General features: G+C 73.0%; 19 protein-coding genes. 12 read left to right on the top strand and 7 right to left on the bottom strand.

The window, feature by feature from the left end; genetic code table 11:
* Positions 1-46 precede the first annotated feature (46 nt).
* Positions 47-1765: a phospho-sugar mutase gene (locus tag OP86_RS08575; protein ID WP_030059053.1), complete on the top strand. Its 1719-nt coding sequence runs from the start codon at positions 47-49 to the stop codon at positions 1763-1765.
* 66 nt (positions 1766-1831) lie between these two features.
* Here the strand turns inward: OP86_RS08575 and OP86_RS08570 are convergent, their stop codons facing one another.
* Positions 1832-2512: a PH domain-containing protein gene (locus tag OP86_RS08570; RefSeq protein WP_030059055.1), complete on the bottom strand. Its 681-nt coding sequence runs from the start codon at positions 2510-2512 to the stop codon at positions 1832-1834.
* A gap of 106 nt (positions 2513-2618) precedes the next feature.
* Between OP86_RS08570 and deoC the strand changes: the two genes are divergently transcribed.
* The 5 genes from deoC to OP86_RS08545 all read left to right on the top strand — a co-directional run bounded on the left by deoC (position 2619) and on the right by OP86_RS08545 (position 7302).
* Entirely contained in the window at positions 2619-3605 is a 987-nt protein-coding gene (deoC, locus tag OP86_RS08565; RefSeq protein WP_030059056.1) for a deoxyribose-phosphate aldolase, read from the top strand.
* Positions 3606-3610: 5 nt separating this feature from the next.
* Complete coding sequence (locus tag OP86_RS08560; RefSeq protein ID WP_030059058.1) at positions 3611-5092, top strand: aldehyde dehydrogenase family protein; 1482 nt, start codon at positions 3611-3613, stop codon at positions 5090-5092.
* Positions 5085-5987 carry an aldehyde dehydrogenase family protein gene (locus OP86_RS08555; RefSeq protein ID WP_030059059.1) on the top strand — a complete coding sequence of 301 codons (903 nt, stop codon included), beginning with the start codon at positions 5085-5087 and terminating at the stop codon, positions 5985-5987. Before OP86_RS08560 ends, OP86_RS08555 begins: the two co-directional genes overlap by 8 nt.
* A gap of 215 nt (positions 5988-6202) precedes the next feature.
* Positions 6203-6613 (top strand): hypothetical protein, encoded by a 411-nt coding sequence (locus OP86_RS08550; protein WP_030257463.1) that lies wholly within the window; start codon positions 6203-6205, stop codon positions 6611-6613.
* Positions 6614-6660: 47 nt separating this feature from the next.
* Entirely contained in the window at positions 6661-7302 is a 642-nt protein-coding gene (locus OP86_RS08545; protein ID WP_078588732.1) for an ATP-binding protein, read from the top strand.
* A 33-nt stretch (positions 7303-7335) separates the two neighbouring features.
* Here OP86_RS08545 and OP86_RS08540 read toward each other — a convergent pair whose 3' ends face one another.
* Complete coding sequence (locus OP86_RS08540; RefSeq protein ID WP_157849699.1) at positions 7336-8523, bottom strand: MSCRAMM family protein; 1188 nt, start codon at positions 8521-8523, stop codon at positions 7336-7338.
* 104 nt (positions 8524-8627) lie between these two features.
* Positions 8628-9290, bottom strand: coding sequence for a SigE family RNA polymerase sigma factor (locus tag OP86_RS34260; protein ID WP_078588745.1), 663 nt, complete (start codon positions 9288-9290; stop codon positions 8628-8630).
* A gap of 589 nt (positions 9291-9879) precedes the next feature.
* Here OP86_RS34260 and OP86_RS08530 point away from each other — a divergent pair.
* From OP86_RS08530 to OP86_RS08515, 4 genes are all read left to right on the top strand, one after another.
* Complete coding sequence (locus tag OP86_RS08530; RefSeq protein ID WP_030257458.1) at positions 9880-10557, top strand: response regulator transcription factor; 678 nt, start codon at positions 9880-9882, stop codon at positions 10555-10557.
* Between the two features lie 80 nt (positions 10558-10637).
* Positions 10638-12182, top strand: coding sequence for a sensor histidine kinase (locus tag OP86_RS08525; protein WP_051829863.1), 1545 nt, complete (start codon positions 10638-10640; stop codon positions 12180-12182).
* The gene (locus tag OP86_RS08520) at positions 12179-12502 is read left to right on the top strand and encodes a hypothetical protein (RefSeq protein WP_030059069.1); all 324 of its coding nucleotides are present in this window, start codon (positions 12179-12181) and stop codon (positions 12500-12502) included. Before OP86_RS08525 ends, OP86_RS08520 begins: the two co-directional genes overlap by 4 nt.
* A 115-nt stretch (positions 12503-12617) precedes the next feature.
* The gene (locus OP86_RS08515) at positions 12618-13181 is read left to right on the top strand and encodes a VanZ family protein (RefSeq protein ID WP_234434938.1); all 564 of its coding nucleotides are present in this window, start codon (positions 12618-12620) and stop codon (positions 13179-13181) included.
* Here OP86_RS08515 and OP86_RS08510 read toward each other — a convergent pair.
* Positions 13178-13864 carry a PhzF family phenazine biosynthesis protein gene (locus OP86_RS08510; protein ID WP_030059075.1) on the bottom strand — a complete coding sequence of 229 codons (687 nt, stop codon included), beginning with the start codon at positions 13862-13864 and terminating at the stop codon, positions 13178-13180. The genes OP86_RS08515 and OP86_RS08510 overlap by 4 nt on opposite strands.
* 146 nt (positions 13865-14010) lie before the next feature.
* Here OP86_RS08510 and OP86_RS35700 point away from each other — a divergent pair, with 146 nt between their 5' ends.
* Positions 14011-14589, top strand: a complete 579-nt coding sequence (locus OP86_RS35700; protein ID WP_063832330.1) for a hypothetical protein — start codon at positions 14011-14013, stop codon at positions 14587-14589.
* A 373-nt stretch (positions 14590-14962) separates the two neighbouring features.
* The gene (locus OP86_RS08500) at positions 14963-15148 is read left to right on the top strand and encodes a PspC domain-containing protein (RefSeq protein WP_030059080.1); all 186 of its coding nucleotides are present in this window, start codon (positions 14963-14965) and stop codon (positions 15146-15148) included.
* Positions 15149-15248: 100 nt separating this feature from the next.
* On the opposite strand, the gene OP86_RS37870 is transcribed toward OP86_RS08500, so the two are convergent.
* The 3 genes from OP86_RS37870 to OP86_RS08485 form a co-directional block, all read right to left on the bottom strand.
* Complete coding sequence (locus OP86_RS37870; protein WP_030257448.1) at positions 15249-15620, bottom strand: hypothetical protein; 372 nt, start codon at positions 15618-15620, stop codon at positions 15249-15251.
* Positions 15621-15845: 225 nt separating this feature from the next.
* Entirely contained in the window at positions 15846-17003 is a 1158-nt protein-coding gene (locus OP86_RS08490) for an adenosine deaminase (protein WP_030257445.1), read from the bottom strand.
* A gap of 108 nt (positions 17004-17111) precedes the next feature.
* On the bottom strand, positions 17112-18062 hold the full coding sequence (locus OP86_RS08485) for a LysR family transcriptional regulator (RefSeq protein ID WP_030059083.1): 951 nt from the start codon (positions 18060-18062) through the stop codon (positions 17112-17114).
* Positions 18063-18228 lie beyond the last annotated feature (166 nt).

The following is an 18228-nucleotide window of genomic DNA, read 5'->3' as shown; positions in this document are numbered from 1 at the left end:
CCCTCCGGCCGACACACCGACGCACTTCCCGATGGAGCTGGCAGCCATGTCCCAGGCACCCACCACCGACCTCCTCGCCCGAGCCCGGGCCTGGCTGGCCGAGGACCCCGACCCGCAGACCCGCGAGGAGCTCAGCGCCCTGCTCGCCCTGGCCGAGGGCCCGGACGCCGAGTCGGACAGCAAGCTCGCCTGGGCCGACCTCGCCGAGCGCTTCTCCGACCGCCTCCAGTTCGGCACCGCCGGCCTGCGCGGCGAACTCGGCGCCGGCCCGATGCGGATGAACCGCGCCGTGGTGATCCGGGCCGCCGCCGGCCTGGTCGCGTACGTCCGCAAGCAGGGCCTGGGCGACCTGGTCGTCATCGGCTACGACGCCCGGCACAAGTCGTACGACTTCGCCCGCGACACCGCCGCCGTGGTGGTCGGCGCCGGCCTGCGCGCCGCGCTGCTGCCCCGCCCGCTGCCCACCCCGGTGCTCGCCTTCGCCATCCGCCACCTGGGCGCGGCCGCCGGCGTCACCGTCACCGCCAGCCACAACCCGCCGCAGGACAACGGCTACAAGGTCTACCTGGGCGACGGCTCGCAGATCGTCCCGCCGGCCGACGCCGGGATCGCCGCCGAGATCGACGCGATCGGCTCGCTGGCCGAGGTCCCGCTCGCCGAGGACGGCTGGGAGGTGCTCGGCGAGGACGTCATCGAGGCCTACCTGGCCCGCGCCGTCTCCATCGTGGACCCGCACAGCCCGCGCGAGCTCGACGTCGTCTACACCCCGATGCACGGCGTCGGCCGCGACACCCTGGTCGCCGCCTTCCGCCGGGCCGGCTTCCCCGCGCCCACCGTGGTCGCCGAACAGGCCGAGCCCGACCCGGACTTCCCGACCGTGGCCTTCCCCAACCCGGAGGAGCCGGGGGCGATGGACCTCGCCTTCCGCACCGCCGCCTCGGTCGGCCCGGACATCGTGATCGCCAACGACCCGGACGCCGACCGCTGCGCGGTGGCCGTCCCCGTCAACGGCAACGCGGCCGGCAGCGGCAACGGCACCTCCGGCTGGCGGATGCTGCGCGGCGACGAGGTCGGCGCGCTGCTCGGCTCGGCCCTGGTCGCGAAGAAGGCCGAGGGCACCTTCGCCACCACCATCGTCTCCGCCACCCTGCTCGGCCGGATCGCCGAGGCCGCGGGCCTGGACTACGCCGAGACGCTGACCGGCTTCAAGTGGATCTCCCGCACCGAGGGCCTGCGCTACGGCTACGAGGAGGCGCTCGGCTACTGCGTCGACCCGCAGGGCGTCCGGGACAAGGACGGCATCACCGCCGCCCTGCTGGTCGCCGAGCTCGCCGCCACCCTCAAGAAGTCCGGCCGCACCCTGTCCGACCTGCTCGACGACCTGGCGCTGGAACACGGCCTGCACGCCACCGACCAGCTCTCCGTCCGGGTCCAGGACCTCTCGCTGATCGCCGACGCCATGCGCCGCCTGCGCGAGCAGCCCCCGACCGTCCTGGCCGGCCTGACCGTCACCCGCGCCGACGACCTGGCCGCCGGCTCCGCCGAGCTGCCGCCCACCGACGGCCTGCGCTACTACCTGGCCGGCGAGGCCGTCCGCTCGGCCCGCATCGTGGTCCGCCCCTCCGGCACCGAGCCCAAGCTCAAGTGCTACCTGGAGGTCGTCCTCCCGGTCGCCTCCGCCGCCGAGCTCGCCACCACCCGGGAGCGTGCGGCCGCCCTCCTCGACACCATCAAGCGCGACCTCGCCGCAGCCGCCGGCATCTGATCACCCGTACACGAGAGGGCCCGCCGGTCACCTGCCGGCGGGCCCTCTCGTGTACGAAGTCCGGCCTCAGACGGCGATGACCGTGATCAGCGCGATCAGGCCCACCAGGGTGGGGACGATCGCCCACCAGCACCAGCGCACCACGACCGGCCCGGCCGCGTCGGGGCGGGCGGCGTTGCGTTCGGCCATCTCCTGCAACACGTCGGTGACCTGGTCGGACCAGGCGCGGGTCGGATCGGGCGAGCCCTGGACGACGGGGTTGGTGCGGGCGGCGAGGCCCATCCCCAGGCCGGTCCGGGAGGCGTGCTCGGCGTTGCCCCGGCTCTGGGCGCGGGTGGCGCGCTTGCGCTGGCGCAGCGAGACGGGCACCGCCCACACCTGGTACTTCCGGCCGCCGGCGAGCAGCTCGACCGAGTACCCGGCGCGCAGCGCCTCCACCGAGGCCCAGGGCGCGACGACGGTCCGCCACGGGTTGCGCACCACCAGCCGGCTGCGGCTCGCCCGCACCTGCGGGCGCAGCGTGTAGGCGATCACCGGGAAGGCGAACACCGGCACCGCGGCGAGCGAGACGTACGGGGTCTTCCCCGTCCCGGTCACCACCGCGTCGCCGATCAGCCAGGCGGCGACGGCCAGCAGCAGCACTCCGGAGATCACACCGGGAACGGAGCGGTACACGCGGTCCGCGTACTCGGGTTCCCCGTCGGGGGCGGCGGGGCCCTGGTGGGGCTTGCCGTCGGAATCGGTCATGGCGTCGATTCTGCCCCATGCCTCTCACCATGAGGTCTCGGTCCGGCCACGAAAGGCGGCCGCTCTGGCGGTCTACTACGCGCGTAGATATGCTGGTCTGGTGACTATGTCCACTGTTGCAGCCAATGCCCCCGGCGTTGCGGGCAGCGGCCTTCAGGACGTTGCGGCGTCCGAGGCCTCGCTCCGCCGCTTTCTGCACGGCCTGCCCGGCGTCGACCAGGTCGGCCTTGAGGCGCGTGCCGCCACCCTCGGTACCCGCTCGATCAAGACCACGGCGAAGGCCTATGCCATCGACCTGGCGATCTCGATGATCGACCTGACCACGCTGGAGGGCGCGGACACGGTCGGCAAGGTGCGCGCACTGTGCGCCAAGGGCAGGACCCCCGACCCGACCGACCCGACCACCCCCCGCGTCGCCGCCATCTGTGTCTACCCGGACATGGTCGCCACCGCGAAGGCCGCCCTGCAGGGCACCGACATCCAGGTCGCCTCGGTGGCCACCGCCTTCCCGGCCGGCCGCGCCGCCCTCCCGGTCAAGCTCGCCGACACCGCCGACGCGGTGGCCGCGGGCGCCGACGAGATCGACATGGTGATCGACCGCGGCGCCTTCCTCTCCGGCCGCTACCTCGACGTGTTCAACGAGATCGTCGCCGTCAAGGAGGCGTGCAAGCGCCCCGACGGCAGCTCCGCCCATCTCAAGGTGATCTTCGAGACCGGCGAGCTGCAGACCTACGACAACGTCCGCCGGGTCTCCTGGCTGGCGATGCTGGCCGGCGCCGACTTCATCAAGACCTCCACCGGCAAGGTCGCCGTCAACGCGACCCCGCCGGTCACCCTGCTGATGCTGGAAGCCGTCCGCGACTTCCGCGCGGCCACCGGCGTCCAGGTCGGCGTGAAGCCCGCCGGCGGGATCAAGACCACCAAGGACGCCATGAAGTACCTGGTGATGGTCAACGAGACCCTCGGCGACGACTGGCTGAGCCCGCACTGGTTCCGCTTCGGCGCCTCCAGCCTGCTCAACGACCTGCTGATGCAGCGCCAGAAGCTGGCCACCGGCCGCTACTCCGGCCCCGACTACGTGACGGTGGACTGATCACCATGGCCAAGAAGAAGAACACCGAGGAGCCCGCGGCCAAGCCCGCCGGCGGCCTCTTCAGCTACGCCCCGGCCCCCGAGTCCCCCGCCGCCGCGGGCGACATCGCCAGCTCCTACGGCCACTTCATCGGCGGCGAGTTCGTCGACTCCTCCGGCAGCGAGGCCCTGAAGACGGTCAACCCGGCCACCGAGCAGGTGCTCGCCGAGTTCGCCCAGGGCACCGACGAGGACGTCGACCGCGCGGTCGCCGCCGCCCGCAAGGCCTTCACCGACTGGTCGGCGCTGCCGGGCAGCGAGCGCGCCAAGTACCTGTTCCGGATCGCCCGGATCATCCAGGAGCGCAGCCGCGAGCTGGCCGTGCTGGAGTCGATCGACAACGGCAAGCCGATCCGCGAGACCCGCGACGTCGACCTGCCGCTGGTCGCCGCGCACTTCTTCTACTACGCGGGCTGGGCCGACAAGCTCGACTACGCCGGCTACGGGCCGAACCCGAAGCCGCTGGGCGTGGCCGGCCAGGTCATCCCGTGGAACTTCCCGCTGCTGATGCTGGCGTGGAAGATCGCGCCCGCGCTGGCGACCGGCAACACGGTCGTCCTGAAGCCGGCCGAGACCACCCCGCTGACCGCGCTGCGTTTCGCCGAGATCTGCCGCCAGGCCGGTCTGCCGAAGGGCGTCGTCAACATCGTCACCGGCGACGGCCGCACCGGCGCCGCGCTGACGGCCCACCCGGACGTCAACAAGGTCGCCTTCACCGGCTCGACCCCGGTCGGCCGGGCGATCGCCAAGCAGCTGGCCGGCACCCGCAAGAAGCTCTCGCTGGAGCTGGGCGGCAAGGCGGCCAACATCGTCTTCGACGACGCGCCGATCGACCAGGCGGTCGAGGGCATCGTCAACGGCATCTTCTTCAACCAGGGCCACGTCTGCTGCGCGGGTTCGCGCCTGCTGGTCCAGGAGTCGGTCCAGGACGAGCTGCTGGACGCCCTGAAGCGCCGGATGGGCACCCTGCGGGTCGGCGACCCGCTGGACAAGAACACCGACATCGGTGCCATCAACTCGGCCGAGCAGCTGGCCCGGATCACCGCGCTGACCGACGCCGGCGAGGCCGAGGGCGCCGAGCGCTGGTCGCCGGCCTGTGAGCTCCCGGGCACCGGCTTCTGGTTCAGGCCGACCCTGTTCACCGGCGTCAGCCAGGCCCACCGGATCGCCCAGGAGGAGATCTTCGGCCCGGTCCTGTCGGTGCTGACCTTCCGCACCCCCGAAGAGGCGGTCGCGAAGGCCAACAACACCCCGTACGGCCTCTCCGCCGGCATCTGGACGGAGAAGGGCTCGCGCATCCTCTGGATGGCGAACAAGCTCAAGGCCGGTGTGGTCTGGGCCAACACCTTCAACAAGTTCGACCCGACCTCGCCGTTCGGCGGCTACAAGGAGTCGGGCTACGGCCGCGAGGGTGGCCGCCACGGTCTGGAGGCCTACCTCGATGTCTGATGTCGTTGCGCGTCTTGACGTCCTCAAGACCTACAAGCTGTACGTCGGCGGGAAGTTCCCGCGCTCCGAGAGCGGGCGGGTGTACGAGGTGACGGACTCGAACGGCGAGTGGCTCGCCAACGCCCCGCTGGGCACCCGCAAGGACACCCGGGACGCCGTCCTGGCCGCCCGCGCGGCGGTCAAGGGCTGGGCCGGCACCACCGCGTACAACCGCGGCCAGGTGCTGTACCGGGTCGCCGAGATGCTGCAGGGCCGGCGCGAGCAGTTCGCCGCCGAGGTGGCCGTCTCCGAGGGCATCGGCCCGAAGAAGGCCGCCGCGCTGGTGGACGCCGCGATCGACCGCTGGGTCTGGTACGCGGGCTGGACCGACAAGGTCGCCCAGATCGCGGGCGGCGCCAACCCGGTCGCCGGCCCGTACTTCAACCTGTCGGCCCCGGAGCCGACCGGCGTGGTCGGGATCGTCGCCCCGCAGGCCGGGTACGGGCACTCGCTGCTCGGCCTGGTCTCGGTGATCGCCCCGGCGATCGCCACCGGCAACACGGTCGTGGTCGCGGTCGCCGCGGACGCCCCGCTGCCCGCGCTGTCGCTGGGCGAGGTGCTCGCCACCTCGGACGTCCCGGGCGGCGTGGTCAACATCATCTCGGGCAGGACCGCGGACATCGCCCCCACCCTGGCCTCGCACCAGGACGTCAACGCGCTGGACCTCACCGGTGCCATCGCCGCCGACGGCCCCGGCGCGGCGCAGGCCCTGGAGGCCTCCGCCGCGGATACCCTGAAGCGGGTAGTCCGTCCGGTGCTGGACCCGTTCGCCCAGGACTGGACCAATGCGCCCGGTACGGAGCGGCTACTCTCGTTCCTGGAGACGAAGACGGTCTGGCACCCGATGGGTATCTGACCCTCCGCCCTCTCCGGGCAACAACTCCACAGACTGGCCGTCCCCAGTGCCCTCACCCCCCCTAGGGCCCGGACGGTCATTGGACGGACCCGCGCCTCTCCCCCCCTGGCGCGGGTCCGTCGACTTTCGTCACCGTGCCCGCCGACTTTCGGCGCTCCCCGGGCGCACCCGAGCGGACCAGAATCGTCCGTACCGGAAACGACCGAGGGGGCCGCGTGGGAGAGATCATCGCCGAGCTGATGCCGCTGTTCGCGGACAGTTTCATCCGCACGTGGCACGTGGCCCGGGTCCGCCGCCGGCTGGCCGCCGGAAAGTCCGTACGGGTGCCCTGCTCGGCCCGCTCCGACCGGCCCGGCTGGCAACACGCGTACGTCAACGGCAAGTTGGGCATCACCCCCGGCGCCGTGAAGGTGACCTTCGGCTCGCGCGCGCTCGGCCGGATCGAGCTGCCCACCGGCGGCACCTTCCACGAGCCCGAGCCCGACACCTGGCACAGCCAGGACTGGGCCGCCACCGCCTACCAGCCGCCCGGCGGCGGCCGTCCGGTCTACCTCCAGGTCGACAGCCGCTACCTGCCGATGGTCCACGTCGCCCTCGCCGATCCGAAGTCACAGCAGAAGGTCTGAACCGACCGGTTTCGGCAACGGGCCCGGATGCGTCAGACTGGTGTCCCGTGAGTGACTCCCCCATGAACCCCGCACCGACCTCGCACGCCCGGGTGATCCTGCTCTCCGGGCCCTCCGGGTCGGGGAAGTCCTCGCTCGCCGAGTGCAGCGGCCTGCCGGTGCTCCAGCTCGACGACTTCTACAAGGACGGGGACGACCCGACCCTGCCGCGGCTGCCGGACGGCGCCGTCGACTGGGACACCCCGCTGGCCTGGCACCGCGACCAGGCCGTCGCCGCCATCCGCGCCCTGCACGAATGCGGCCGCGCCGACGTCCCGGTGTACTCGATCCCGGACAACGGCCGGATCGGCACCCACACCCTGGAGCTGGGCGGCGCCCACGCGTTCATCGCCGAGGGCATCTTCGCGGCCGAGATCACCGGCGAGTGCGCCGCGGAAGGCCTGCTCGGCGACGCCCTGTGCCTGCGCAACGGCGCGCTCACCACGGCCTGGCGCCGGCTGCGCCGGGACGTCCGGGAGGGCCGCAAATCGCTGCCGGTGCTGCTGCGCCGGGGCTTTCGGCTGATGCGGGCCGAGCGGTCGATCGTCGGGCGGCAGGTCGCCCTCGGCTCGTACGCCTGCGCCGGGCCTGAGGCCGCCCGACGGATCACCGCGGTCGCCGCACAGCAGCCGGCGGCCGTCGGAGCCTAGGCCCCGACGGCCGCCGGTCGGATCACCTCACGATCACTGCGGGATGTTGACGTCGGCCGGGTGGTCCCCGACGTGCTTGCCGGTGTACCGGGCACCGCCCAGGGCGCACAGGTTCGCGTCGGAGATCGAGCCGCCGCCACCCGTGGCGAGCGAGGTCTTGTGCTCGCCGTCGACAGTGATGTCGCTCGGGTAGAGCTTGCTGTCGCTCTCCGTGCAGACGAGCGTGATCACGGTGAACTTCCGCGGGTCGACGAAGTTCAGCGGCTGGGTCGTCTGACCGGGCTGGACGACGACGTTCTGGTCCGCCGCCAGGTCGTAGCCGGGCACACCGGTGGTCTCCACGACCCAGTACTGGCCGGGGGCCACGTCGGTGATGGTGCAGTTGCCGTTGATGTCCGTGGTGCAGGTCTTGGTGGTCGCGGTGTCCTCGGGGCCGCGCACGGTGCCGTCCGTCGGCGGGTTGTCGACGTAGAGGGTGAAGACCGCGCCGGCCAGGCCCTTGGCCGACCTGGCGTCGTCCGCCTTGTGGATGGCGATGCTGCCGTTGGCCTGGTCCCTGAAGGTGCAGGTGGTGGTGTGCCCGGCGGTGACCGAGATGTTGGTGACCGGGCTGCCGTTGTCACAGGTCGCGCTGGTCAGGTTCCAGCCGGCCGGCACCTGCTCGGCCACGCTGTAGCCGGAGCCGGGCACGATGTTGCTGAAGGTCTGCTGGCCGCCGTTGTTCAGGCTGAACGACGCGGGGCTCAGGCCCCCCGTGGTGAAGGGGAAGCTGGTGGTGGTGTCTGTCGCCGGATCGGTGACCTTCTTGATCACGATCGCGCCGCGCTGCCGGTTGCTGTACGTGCAGTCGACCACGTCGCCGGCGACCAGTCCGATGGTGGCCGTGCGTTGGGCCACGCTGGTGTTGATCCCCGACTGACCGGTGGCGCTCACACAGCTCAGGTCCACCAGGTCGAACGCCGGAGTCGGGTCGAGCTCGGTGACCGAGTAGATGCCCGCCTGGATGCTGGCGTAGTCCCGGGTCTGGCCGTCGGAGAGGCTGAAGCTGGACGGCGTGAGGCCGCCGGTGGTGGTGTAGCTGAAGGTGCTGGGGGAGCCGCTCGGGTCGGTCATCTTGTGGATCCTGATCTCGCCGCAGTTGGAGATCATGGCCGTGCTCGGCGCCGACGGACGCGGGCCGACCGACAGCAGCAGAACGGGCCCGGTGCGTCTCCCCCGCACCGGGCCCGTCCTTTCGGCCGCGAATCTTCGGCGACGCTCCCCCGAGCCGCTCGCCGCATTCCGCGACCTTTCTTCACCCGTCCCCCGACGGGAGTCTCACTTTGTCAGGCGACCAGCTCGCCGAACGCCCGGGCCATGTCGCCCGACGTGTTCAGGTGCTCGTCGTCGCGCAGCCGGCGCAGGGCGCGCCAGATGCTGCTCTTGACCGTGCCGACGCTGATCCCCAGCACGTCGGCGATCTCCGGGTCGGTCTTGCCCTCGTAGTACCGCAGCACCAGCATGGTCCGCTGGTTCTCCGGCAGCTTCGCCAGCGCCTGCCAGAGCACGGTGCGCAGCTCGGTGCCGCCCATCGCGTCGGTGTCGCCGGCCGTCTCCGGCAGCTCCTCGGTCGGGTACTCGTTGACCTTGCGGCGCCGCCAGGCGGAGATGTGCAGGTTGGTCATGGTGCGGCGGAGGTAGCCCCCGACCGCGGCCTTGTCGGTGATCCGGCCCCAGGCCCGGTAGGTGCTGAAGAGCGCGCTCTGCAGCAGGTCCTCGGCCTCGTAGCGGTCACCGGTGAGGTGGTACGCCGTGGCGTACAGGGAGGCGCGGCGCTCGCGCACGTACGCGGTGAACTCCGTGATGTGGTCCTCCGCGGCGGCCGAGTGCTCCCCCTGCGCGCCTCCCTGTCCGGCCTCGGTGGTGCGGGCCGCGGCGGGGTTCAGCCGCAGCAGCGTCGCACCGGCGGCCTCACGACCGGACGGTTCCCCCGAACCGACCGCCCGCAGACCGTTCCCCCCGGCCCCCCGGTTCCCCCCCGGGGTGTCCGTGCCCTCGACGCGGACGGGGAGGATCCCCCGCAGCGTGAGGGTGTTGGCGGAGTCGGCCGAACTCCCCAGCCGGCCGATTCCGTACAGCTCCCCCGTCCTGCCGCCGCCGCTCACCCGGCGGGCGACAGGGTTTCCACCGGTGCTGTGCGCGCACCCCCGTACGGTCACGGCACCGGAGTTCTCGTCGGTCCTGACCTCGTACCGGGTCCGGTGGGCGGTGGCTGACGAACGCGCGGTGCGGACAGCCGGGTTGGTCCGGGTCTGAAGCATGGCGTTCATCGTGCGCCCCCTGGGTCGGTACGAGCGGTTCCGGTGGCCGCCCTCCAGCCGGCCCTGAGGCCCGCTGTCCTGCGGCGACATGGAAAATCCTGCCCGCCGGTTGTGATGGCGCTGTCCGCCGACTGTCACAGGGGTGTCACAGGCGTGGGCCTTTCGTCCCGGTCCGCCTCCCTCCGTACCGGACGCCGGTGGCGGTCCTTCCGGTTCCCGTACGGTCGGTGAGCGGATCGGGGGTGATTCGACGCTGCGGGTGAGCCAAAATGGGGCCGTGCCTTTCCTCCTACTGATCGAGGACGACGACGCCATCCGGACCGGCCTCGAACTCGCTCTCACCCGCCAGGGCCACCGCGTGGCCACCGCCGCCTCCGGCGAGGACGGTCTGAGGCTCTTCAAGGAGCAGCGGCCCGACCTGATCGTGCTGGACGTGATGCTGCCCGGAATCGACGGCTTCGAAGTGTGCCGCCGGATCCGGCGCACCGACCAGCTGCCGATCATCCTGCTGACCGCACGTTCGGACGACATCGACGTGGTGGTGGGCCTGGAGTCCGGCGCGGACGACTACGTGGTCAAGCCGGTGCAGCCACGCGTGCTGGACGCCCGGATCCGGGCGGTGCTGCGGCGCGGCGAGCGGGAGAGTTCGGACTCCTCGGCGTACGGCAGCGTGGTGATCGACCGAGCCGCGATGACCGTCACCAAGGACGGCCAGGACCTCCAGCTCACCCCGACCGAGCTGCGGCTGCTGCTGGAACTCAGCCGCCGCCCCGGCCAGGCGCTCTCCCGCCAGCAGCTGCTGCGGCTGGTCTGGGAGCACGACTACCTCGGCGACTCCCGGCTGGTGGACGCCTGTGTGCAGCGGCTGCGGGCCAAGGTCGAGGACGTGCCGTCCGCGCCGACGCTGATCCGCACCGTCCGCGGGGTGGGCTACCGGCTGGACCCGCCGGCCTGACGCCCCTCCCCCCACCGGAAACCCGGGCCGCCCGGGCCGCCCGTTCCGACCTCCGAACTCCCGTACCACGACAGGCTCCTGTGACTGACCATCAGACGACTGCCCGGCGCTTCCCGGCCGGCCGGTGGCGACGGCTGCGCTCCCTGCGGGTGCGGCTGATCGCGGTGTTCGCGGCGGTCGCGCTGCTCGCCGCCGTCTCGGCCTCCGGCATCGCGTACTGGCTGAACCGCGACGCGGTGCTCAAGCGCGCCCAGAACACCGTGCTGAACGACTTCCGGGTCTCGCTCAGCCGCAACGTCTCCGAGCTGCCACTGAACGCGAGCTGCCCGGAGCTCGCCGCGCTGGCGTCCAACGTGGCCAGCTCCGGCCTGAGTTACGACGTGGTGGTGGTCGACCCGGCGCACCCGGAGTGCGCGCCGTCCTCCGACCCGACGCGCTACACGCTGGCCGACGTGCCGGCCGCGCTGCAGTCCACCGTCGCCAAGCCGCGCGAGGTCACCGAGAGCAACCCGTACCCGTACCACCTGTACTGGCAGCGGCAGAACCTGGAGGGCCGGCCGTTCCTGATCGGCGGCACCAAGGTGGTGCCGAACGGCCCGACGGCGTACATGTTCAAGTCGCTGGAGAACGAGCGGGCCGACCTCAACACCCTGGGCTGGTCGCTGGCCATCGCCACGCTGTTCGCGCTGATCGGCTCGGCGCTGCTCGCCCAGGCCGCCTCGGCCACCGTGCTGCGGCCGGTCAAGCGGCTCGGCGACGCCGCCCGGCGGCTCGGCGAAGGACACCTGGACACCCGGCTCGAGGTCGACGGCGCGGACGAACTCGCCGACCTGGCGCGGACGTTCAACCGGACGGCGGAGCAGCTGCACGAGCAGGTCGAGGAGCTGAGCGCGCGCGAGGCGCAGAGCCGGCGGTTCGTCGCCGACATGTCGCACGAGCTGCGCACCCCGCTGACCGCGATGACCGCCGTGACCGACATCCTGGAGGACGAGGCCGAGTCGCTGGACCCGATGATCGAACCGGCCGTACGGCTCGTGGTCAGCGAGACCCGGCGGCTGTCCGACCTGGTGGAGAACCTGATGGAGGTGACCCGCTTCGACGCCGGCACCGCCAGGCTGGTCGCCGACGAGGTGGACATCGCCGACCTGATCATGTCCTGCATCGACGGGCGGGCCTGGTACGACGCGGTCGAACTGGACGCCCCGCGCGGCATCCTGGCCGTGGTCGATCCGCGCCGGCTCGACGTGGTCTTCGCCAACCTGATCGGCAACGCGCTCAAGCACGGCGGCTCGCCGGTGCGGGTACGGGTCCGGCAGACCGAGGACTCGGTCGTGGTCGAGGTCTCCGACAGCGGCCCGGGCATCCCGGAGGACGTGCTGCCGCACGTCTTCGACCGCTTCTACAAGGCGGACCGGGGGCGGGCCCGCTCGGAGGGCAGCGGCCTGGGCCTGTCGATCGCGATGGCCAACGCCCAGATACACGGGGGGACGATCACGGCGGCGAACGGGGAGGTCGGCGCGGTGTTCACCCTGGCGCTGCCGCTGGCCCCGCCGGCTCCGCCGTCCGCGGGCGAGGCCGAGGACGGCCCCGCGCGCGACGCCGCCGAGGACAAGGACGCCACGTGACCGCCCCCGCCACCACCCTGCGCCGCACCGTCGGCGTGCTGTTCCTGCTCGCGCTGGCCTCCGGCTGCGGCATCCGACCCACCGCCGTACCGGTCGACGCCGGCGCCCCGGCCAGCCGGACGGCCTGCCCGACCACCCCGCACGTACCGGCCGCGCTGGCCACCCCGCCCGGCCCCGCGCCGTCCATGACCCAGGCCCGCGGCGCCGCCAAGGCGTCCGCGAGCCCGAGTCCGAGCCCCTCGCCCACCGTGGTGGCGCCGGGCAGCCCGCCACCGGACAACGTGTTCAGCGCGGTGCCGACGGCCGCGCCCTGCAAGTAGCCCTACCGGTGGCCGGGTGGCCGACCGGGACGGCGGGGCGGGGGCCGGGGGCGCGTTCGGGAATGTTCACGCCCAGGGTGGAACCGCCGTGCCACCGGCCCACGTCCTCCCTCCCGTGCAGCGAGATGGCACCAGGACACGCGACGAGCGTTCCGGCGCGGGGACCGAGAGCAGCCCGGCGGCGGACGTCCACCGTCCCCTCCGGCTGACCGGAGTGGCGGGCCTGGCCTGCCACCTGACGCTGGTGCTCTGGCTCGTCCTGAGACCGCTGCCGGTGGCCTGGGTGTACGACGCCAACCTGACGCCGCTGGCCTCGCTCCGCTCCTCCACGGCCTGGCAGGTGGTCGGCGAACTCCTGCTGCTGGCCCCGCTCGGCGTCCTCCTGCCACTGGCCGGCGGCCGCCTCCGGGCCCCGTGGCTGCCCTCCTTCCTGCGCACCACCGGCGTCTCCGCGCTGCTGGCGACCGTGCTGGAGTTCCTCTCCTCCTGGACGCCCGGGCACGTCCTCAACGTGGACCACATCCTGTTCGCCGTGGTCGGCGTGGCCGCCACCCACCTCGCGCTGGTCCCCGGGCTGCGGCACCTGCTGCGGGAACGGCGGCCGCGGGCGCCCCGGGTGTCCCTGCCGACCGCCCCGTCGGTGGCAGCCGTCGCGCCCGCCGCCCGCCCGCGCGCCTAGGGGGTGTCGGGCGCGCTCGCGGGGCCGCCCGTCGGCCGGACCGGCCCGGGCAGCACCCGGCCGCCGACCTCGATCAGCCCGCCCGGGCGCGGCCCGGTCATCAGCTGCGAGCCCCGGCCCTGGGTGACGGTCAGCGCCCGGCCCAGCCGCGCGGTCAGCAGCAGGGCGGCCGCGCCCGTCGCCTCGTCCTCCTCGATCCCGTCCCCCCGCCCGGGGAAGGCCCGTGCCCGGACGGTGCCGGCCGTCTCGTCCTGCCAGGCCCAGGCGTAGATCCACTCCCCCGGCGGCGGCACCTCCAGCGCCTCCACCTCGGCCGCCGAGCCGTACTGCCGCAGCGTCCGCCCGGGAGCCCACTCCGGCCGAGCCTCGATCCGGGTCAGCCCGTCCTCGTGCCGCACGCCCACCGGGCCGGCGGCCGTGACCAGCCGGTCCACCCCGAGCAGCCAGGCGGCACCCACGCACGGGTGGCCGGCGAAGGGCAGGCGCACCGACGGGGTGTAGATGTCGATCGCCCCGCGCTCCGGGTCGTCGACGAACACCGTCTCGCTGAAGCCGAGTTCGTGCGCGATCCGCTGCCGGTCCGCGCGCTCCGGCACGGCGGCGCCGTCGCGCACCACCCCGAGCTCGTTCCCGTGCTCCCCTCCGGGCCCGCAAAAGACCCGCAGCACCTCATACCCAGTCATTTCCCACCTCGTCAATTGCCGGTCCGGCAGAGCGCAACGACACCGTGACGTAAAGGCGGCGACGGATGTCGGCCGCCTCCAGTACTGTGCGCTCTCGTCCCCGAACGGTTCCGCCGTTTTCTCTTCCCTCCCACAGGAACCCCCCCTTGAACAATCTCGACTTCAGCGCCGAACCGCTGTTCTCCTGGTACGTCGTGCTGCTGGCGCTCAGCGGCATCATCATGCTGGTCCTCGGGGCCGTCTCCGGCGGACTGAAGGTCGGCCTGCGGATCCTCAACGTCATCATCGGCCTCGGCTTCCTGGGGTACGCCTACTACCTCGCGTTCGTCTTCGAGGGGGGCACGTACTACATCTTCTTCAAGGTGTTCATCCTGCCGGTCGCGATGATCGTGTACTCGGTGAAGGCGATCACCGAGCGCAGCAACGCCAAGCAGCAGGCCGCCGCCCAGGCCGCCGCGCAGGCCGCCGGGTTCAACCCCAACGCGCCGCAGGCGCCGTACAACCCGAACGCCCCGCAGGCCCCGTTCAACCCCAACGCCCCGCAGCCGGGCGCGCCCGTCCCGCCGGTGCCGCCGCAGGCCGGCGCCCCCGTGCCGCCCGCCGCTCCCCAGGCCGCGCCGGCGCAGGGCGCCGCGCCGTACCAGCCGGGCCTCCCGCCGCAGCCGGTGGCGGACAACCCGTACGCGCAGCCGACCCCGCCGCAGCCGCCGCACCCGGCGGGCTGATCGCGCGGCACCCGCCGTACGCACACCGGAAGGCCCGTCCGTCACCCGCCGTCGAGCGGGGACGGGCGGGCCTTCCGCCGTCCGGGGCCGCCCGCGGCGGCGGGCCGGGCGGGCCGGTCCTCAGGGTCACCCTGAGGGCGACCCCGACCTCCGGCTACTCCTCGCCGGTGACCCGGCGGGGCGGGGAATCACCTGGCGGGCTGAGGATCGCGGGGCGGCAGCGGAGCAGTATGGAAGTACCCCGCCGGACCGGCCGGACCGGGCCGCCACCGTGCGGAGCAAGTCAGGAGTGGATCATGAGCGAGCGAAGCGAGCGAACCATCGAGAGGCGCGTGTGGGCGAATGCCCCTGCCGAGCGAAGCGAGGTGGGAGCATGAGTTCTCGTCTCGCCCGCCCCCGTCACAACCGCGTCATCGCCGGCGTCTGCGCCGGGATCGCCGAGCGCTTCGGCCTGACCCCGTGGACCGTCCGCCTGATCTTCCTGCTCTCCTGCCTGCTGCCCGGCCCCCAGTTCCTGCTCTACCTCGCCCTCTGGGTGCTCCTCCCCCAGGAGCCGTGAGACCCGGGCCCACCTCAGGGCCGGTGACGAGAACGGCGACGGGCCGCCCGCCCCGGGGATCTCCGGGGCGGGCGGCCCGTCGCCGTGCCGGCGGCTCGGATCAGCCACCCAGGCCCGGCAGCCCCGGGAGGGCGCCGGCCAGACCACCGATGGGGGTCTTGTCGAGGCCCGGGACGGACGGGACGGCGGCGCGCTCCTGGGTGACGCCGGCGAGCGGCGCGTCGGCGGCCGGGGCGGCGTGGCCCGCGGTCGGGGCGAGGGTGCCCAGCGTGCCGGTGACCTTGTCGCCGCCGGGCAGCTTGGCGGCGGTGTCGGTGACCGCCCCGGTCACCGCGGGGTTCGTCACCGCGCCGGTGGGCAGCCCGAGGCCGCCGGGCGCCGGGGCTGCGTCGGCGGAGGCGGTGCCGGCGCCGACCGCCGCGATGGCGATGCCGAGCGCCGCGGTGCCGGCGGCCTTGAGAGCCTGCTTCATGGTTCGTCCCCTTGGGTCCTCGTCGGTGGCCGGCCTCGCGTACGGGTTGGGCGGACGGGCGACCGCCACCGTGTCTGGTCGGCAATGACTGGCACACCGTAGTGAGCCGGTCGCGCAGGAACCAAAGGCCGTTCACTCACTGGAGTGAGTAGTCGGATGAACGCCAACTTCCTTGCCGAAGTGGGCCGTTCATCCGACCACCGGACAGGGCCTCGACCCCTCGGCTCAGTTGCCGCCGGTGCCCGCGCTGAACAGCCACTCCGCCTTCAGCTCGGCGAAGCCCGGCTTGATCACGTCGTTGATCATCGCCAGCCGCTCGTCGAAGGGCAGGAACGCGGACTTCATCGCGTTCACCGTGAACCACTCCAGGTCCCCCAGGGTGTAGCCGAAGGCCTCCACGACGTGCCCGAACTCCTGGCTCATGCTGGTGCCGCTCATCAGCCGGTTGTCGGTGTTCACGGTGACCCGGAACTTCAGCCGGCTGAGCAGGCCGATCGGGTGCTCGGCGTACGAAGTGGCGGCGCCGGTCTGGATGTTGGAGGTCGGGCACATCTCCAGCGGGATGCGCTTGTCGCGCACGTACGCGGCCAGTCGGCCGAGCTCGACCGCGCCGTCCTCGCCCACCGTGATGTCGTCGACGATCCGCACGCCGTGGCCGAGCCGGTCGGCGCCGCAGCACTGCAGGGCCTCCCAGATCGAGGGCAGGCCGAAGGCCTCGCCGGCGTGGATGGTGAAGTGGTTGTTCTCGCCCTTGAGGTAGTCGAAGGCGGCCTGGTGGCGGGTGGGGGGGTAGCCGGCCTCGGCGCCCGCGATGTCGAAGCCGACGACGCCCTGGTCGCGGTGGCGGTTGGCCAGCTCCGCGATCTCCTGCGAGCGGGCGGCGTGCCGCATCGCGGTGATCAGGGTGCCGATGCGGATCCGGTGGCCGGCCGCGCGGGCGTTGGCCTCGCCGAGGCGGAAGCCCTCCTGGACGGCCTCGACGACCTCGTCCAGGGTCAGGCCGGCCTCCAGGTGCTGCTCGGGGGCGTACCGGACCTCGGCGTACACGACGCCGTCGGCGGCCAGGTCCTCGGCGCAGTCGGCGGCGACCTTGATCAGGGCCTCACGGGTCTGCATGACGGCGCAGGTGTGCGCGAAGGTCTCCAGGTAGCGGACCAGCGAGCCGGAGTCGGCGGCCTCGCGGAACCACTCGCCGAGTTCCTTGGGGTCGGTGGTGGGGAGGCCCTGGTAGCCGACGGCGGCGGCCAGCTCGACCACGGTCTCCGGGCGCAGCCCGCCGTCCAGGTGGTCGTGCAGGAGGACCTTGGGCGCGCGGCGGATCTGGTCGGCGGTGGGGATGCGCGGGCCGGTGCCCGCAGCGGTGACGGGGATCTGCTTTTCCATTGCGGAAATATAGCCCCTACGCGCGTAGACCTACCACCGGGAACACCACCGGATGGTCCAAAGCACCCCCGGAATTCCACCGACCGGTCCATACGATCCACCAAAGCGTCAGTCGTGCTGGAGCAGCCGGCCGCGCCGGGAGAGCACGAAGTCCCGGAACGCCTCCGCCGGTGGAGCCAGCGCCCGCCCCGCCGCCCACGCCAGCCCGATCGCCCGCCGGGTGCGCGGCGCCGTCACCTCCAGCTCCACCACCCCGGGCCGCGGCACCAGGGCCGGCGGCAGCAGCGCCACCCCCAGCCCGGCCGCCACCAGCCCGCGCAGCGTCTCCGCCTCCTCCCCCTCGAACGCCAGCCGGGGCACGAACCCGGCCCGCGCGCAGAAGCCGTCCGTCATCGCGCGCAGCCCGTACCCCTGCTCCAGGCCGACGAACGGCTCCTCCGCCACCTCGGCCAGCCGGATCCGCCGCCGCCCGGCGAGCCGGTGGTCCGCCGGGACGACCAGGTGCAGGCGCTGCTCGTCCAGCGGGCGGGCGACGAACGCCGGATCGTCCGGCAGCGGCGCGACCAGGCAGAGGTCCAGTTCACCGGCCCGCAGCCGCTCCAGCATCGCCGCGCCGTAGTCCTGCACCAGCTGGAAGCGCACCCGCGGGCGCGCGGCCCGGAAGCCGCGCAGCAGCGCCGGCACCGTGTCCGGCCCCATCGTGTGCAGGAAGCCGAAGGCCACCAGCCCCACCTCCGGGTCCGCCTCCGCCCGGGCCGCCCGCGCGCCGCGCTCGACCTCGGCCAGCGCCCGATCCACCGAGGCCAGCAGCAGCCGGCCCGCCCTGGTCAGCCGGACCGTCCGGCCCTGACGGGCCAGCAGCTCCACCCCCAGCTCCTCCTCCAGCCGGGCCACCGCGCGCGACAGCGTCGGCTGCGGCACCCCGAGCAGCGCGGCCGCCTGGGTCACGTGCTCCAGCCGGGCCACCGCCGCGAACTGCGCCAGCCGGGGCGCCAGCAGCACGGCCGGCTCGTCCGGGCCCAACTCGGCCGCCCGGTACCGCTGTTCCCCACCGTCCACCGACTCAGGACCGGTCAACGCGCCACCACCTCGACTCATACGCCAGTGCATCGATCATCCACGCTTCATGCATTGGACGCATCAACCGCGACGGGCCTACGGTCGACGACATGCAGCCCGCCGATACCAGGGCATCCGTGACCGCCCCGGATGCCCCAGCCACCGC

Source organism: Streptomyces novaecaesareae (assembly GCF_000716875.1).
Taxonomy (GTDB): Bacteria; Actinomycetota; Actinomycetes; order Streptomycetales; family Streptomycetaceae; genus Kitasatospora; species Kitasatospora novaecaesareae.
The sequence above is the reverse complement of the archived record's forward strand: the minus strand, read 5'-3'. Positions and strand labels throughout refer to the sequence as shown.

What these genes read in the sequence shown, in the direction of transcription:
- OP86_RS08575 (WP_030059053.1), top strand. Translation starts at nt 47, where the DNA reads ATGTCCCAGGCACCCACCACCGACCTCCTCGCCCGAGCCCGGGCCTGG.
- OP86_RS08570 (WP_030059055.1), bottom strand. Translation starts at nt 2,512, where the DNA reads ATGACCGATTCCGACGGCAAGCCCCACCAGGGCCCCGCCGCCCCCGAC.
- deoC (WP_030059056.1), top strand. Translation starts at nt 2,619, where the DNA reads ATGTCCACTGTTGCAGCCAATGCCCCCGGCGTTGCGGGCAGCGGCCTT.
- OP86_RS08560 (WP_030059058.1), top strand. Translation starts at nt 3,611, where the DNA reads ATGGCCAAGAAGAAGAACACCGAGGAGCCCGCGGCCAAGCCCGCCGGC.
- OP86_RS08555 (WP_030059059.1), top strand. Translation starts at nt 5,085, where the DNA reads ATGTCTGATGTCGTTGCGCGTCTTGACGTCCTCAAGACCTACAAGCTG.
- OP86_RS08510 (WP_030059075.1), bottom strand. Translation starts at nt 13,864, where the DNA reads ATGACTGGGTATGAGGTGCTGCGGGTCTTTTGCGGGCCCGGAGGGGAG.
- OP86_RS08500 (WP_030059080.1), top strand. Translation starts at nt 14,963, where the DNA reads ATGAGTTCTCGTCTCGCCCGCCCCCGTCACAACCGCGTCATCGCCGGC.
- OP86_RS37870 (WP_030257448.1), bottom strand. Translation starts at nt 15,620, where the DNA reads ATGAAGCAGGCTCTCAAGGCCGCCGGCACCGCGGCGCTCGGCATCGCC.
- OP86_RS08490 (WP_030257445.1), bottom strand. Translation starts at nt 17,003, where the DNA reads ATGGAAAAGCAGATCCCCGTCACCGCTGCGGGCACCGGCCCGCGCATC.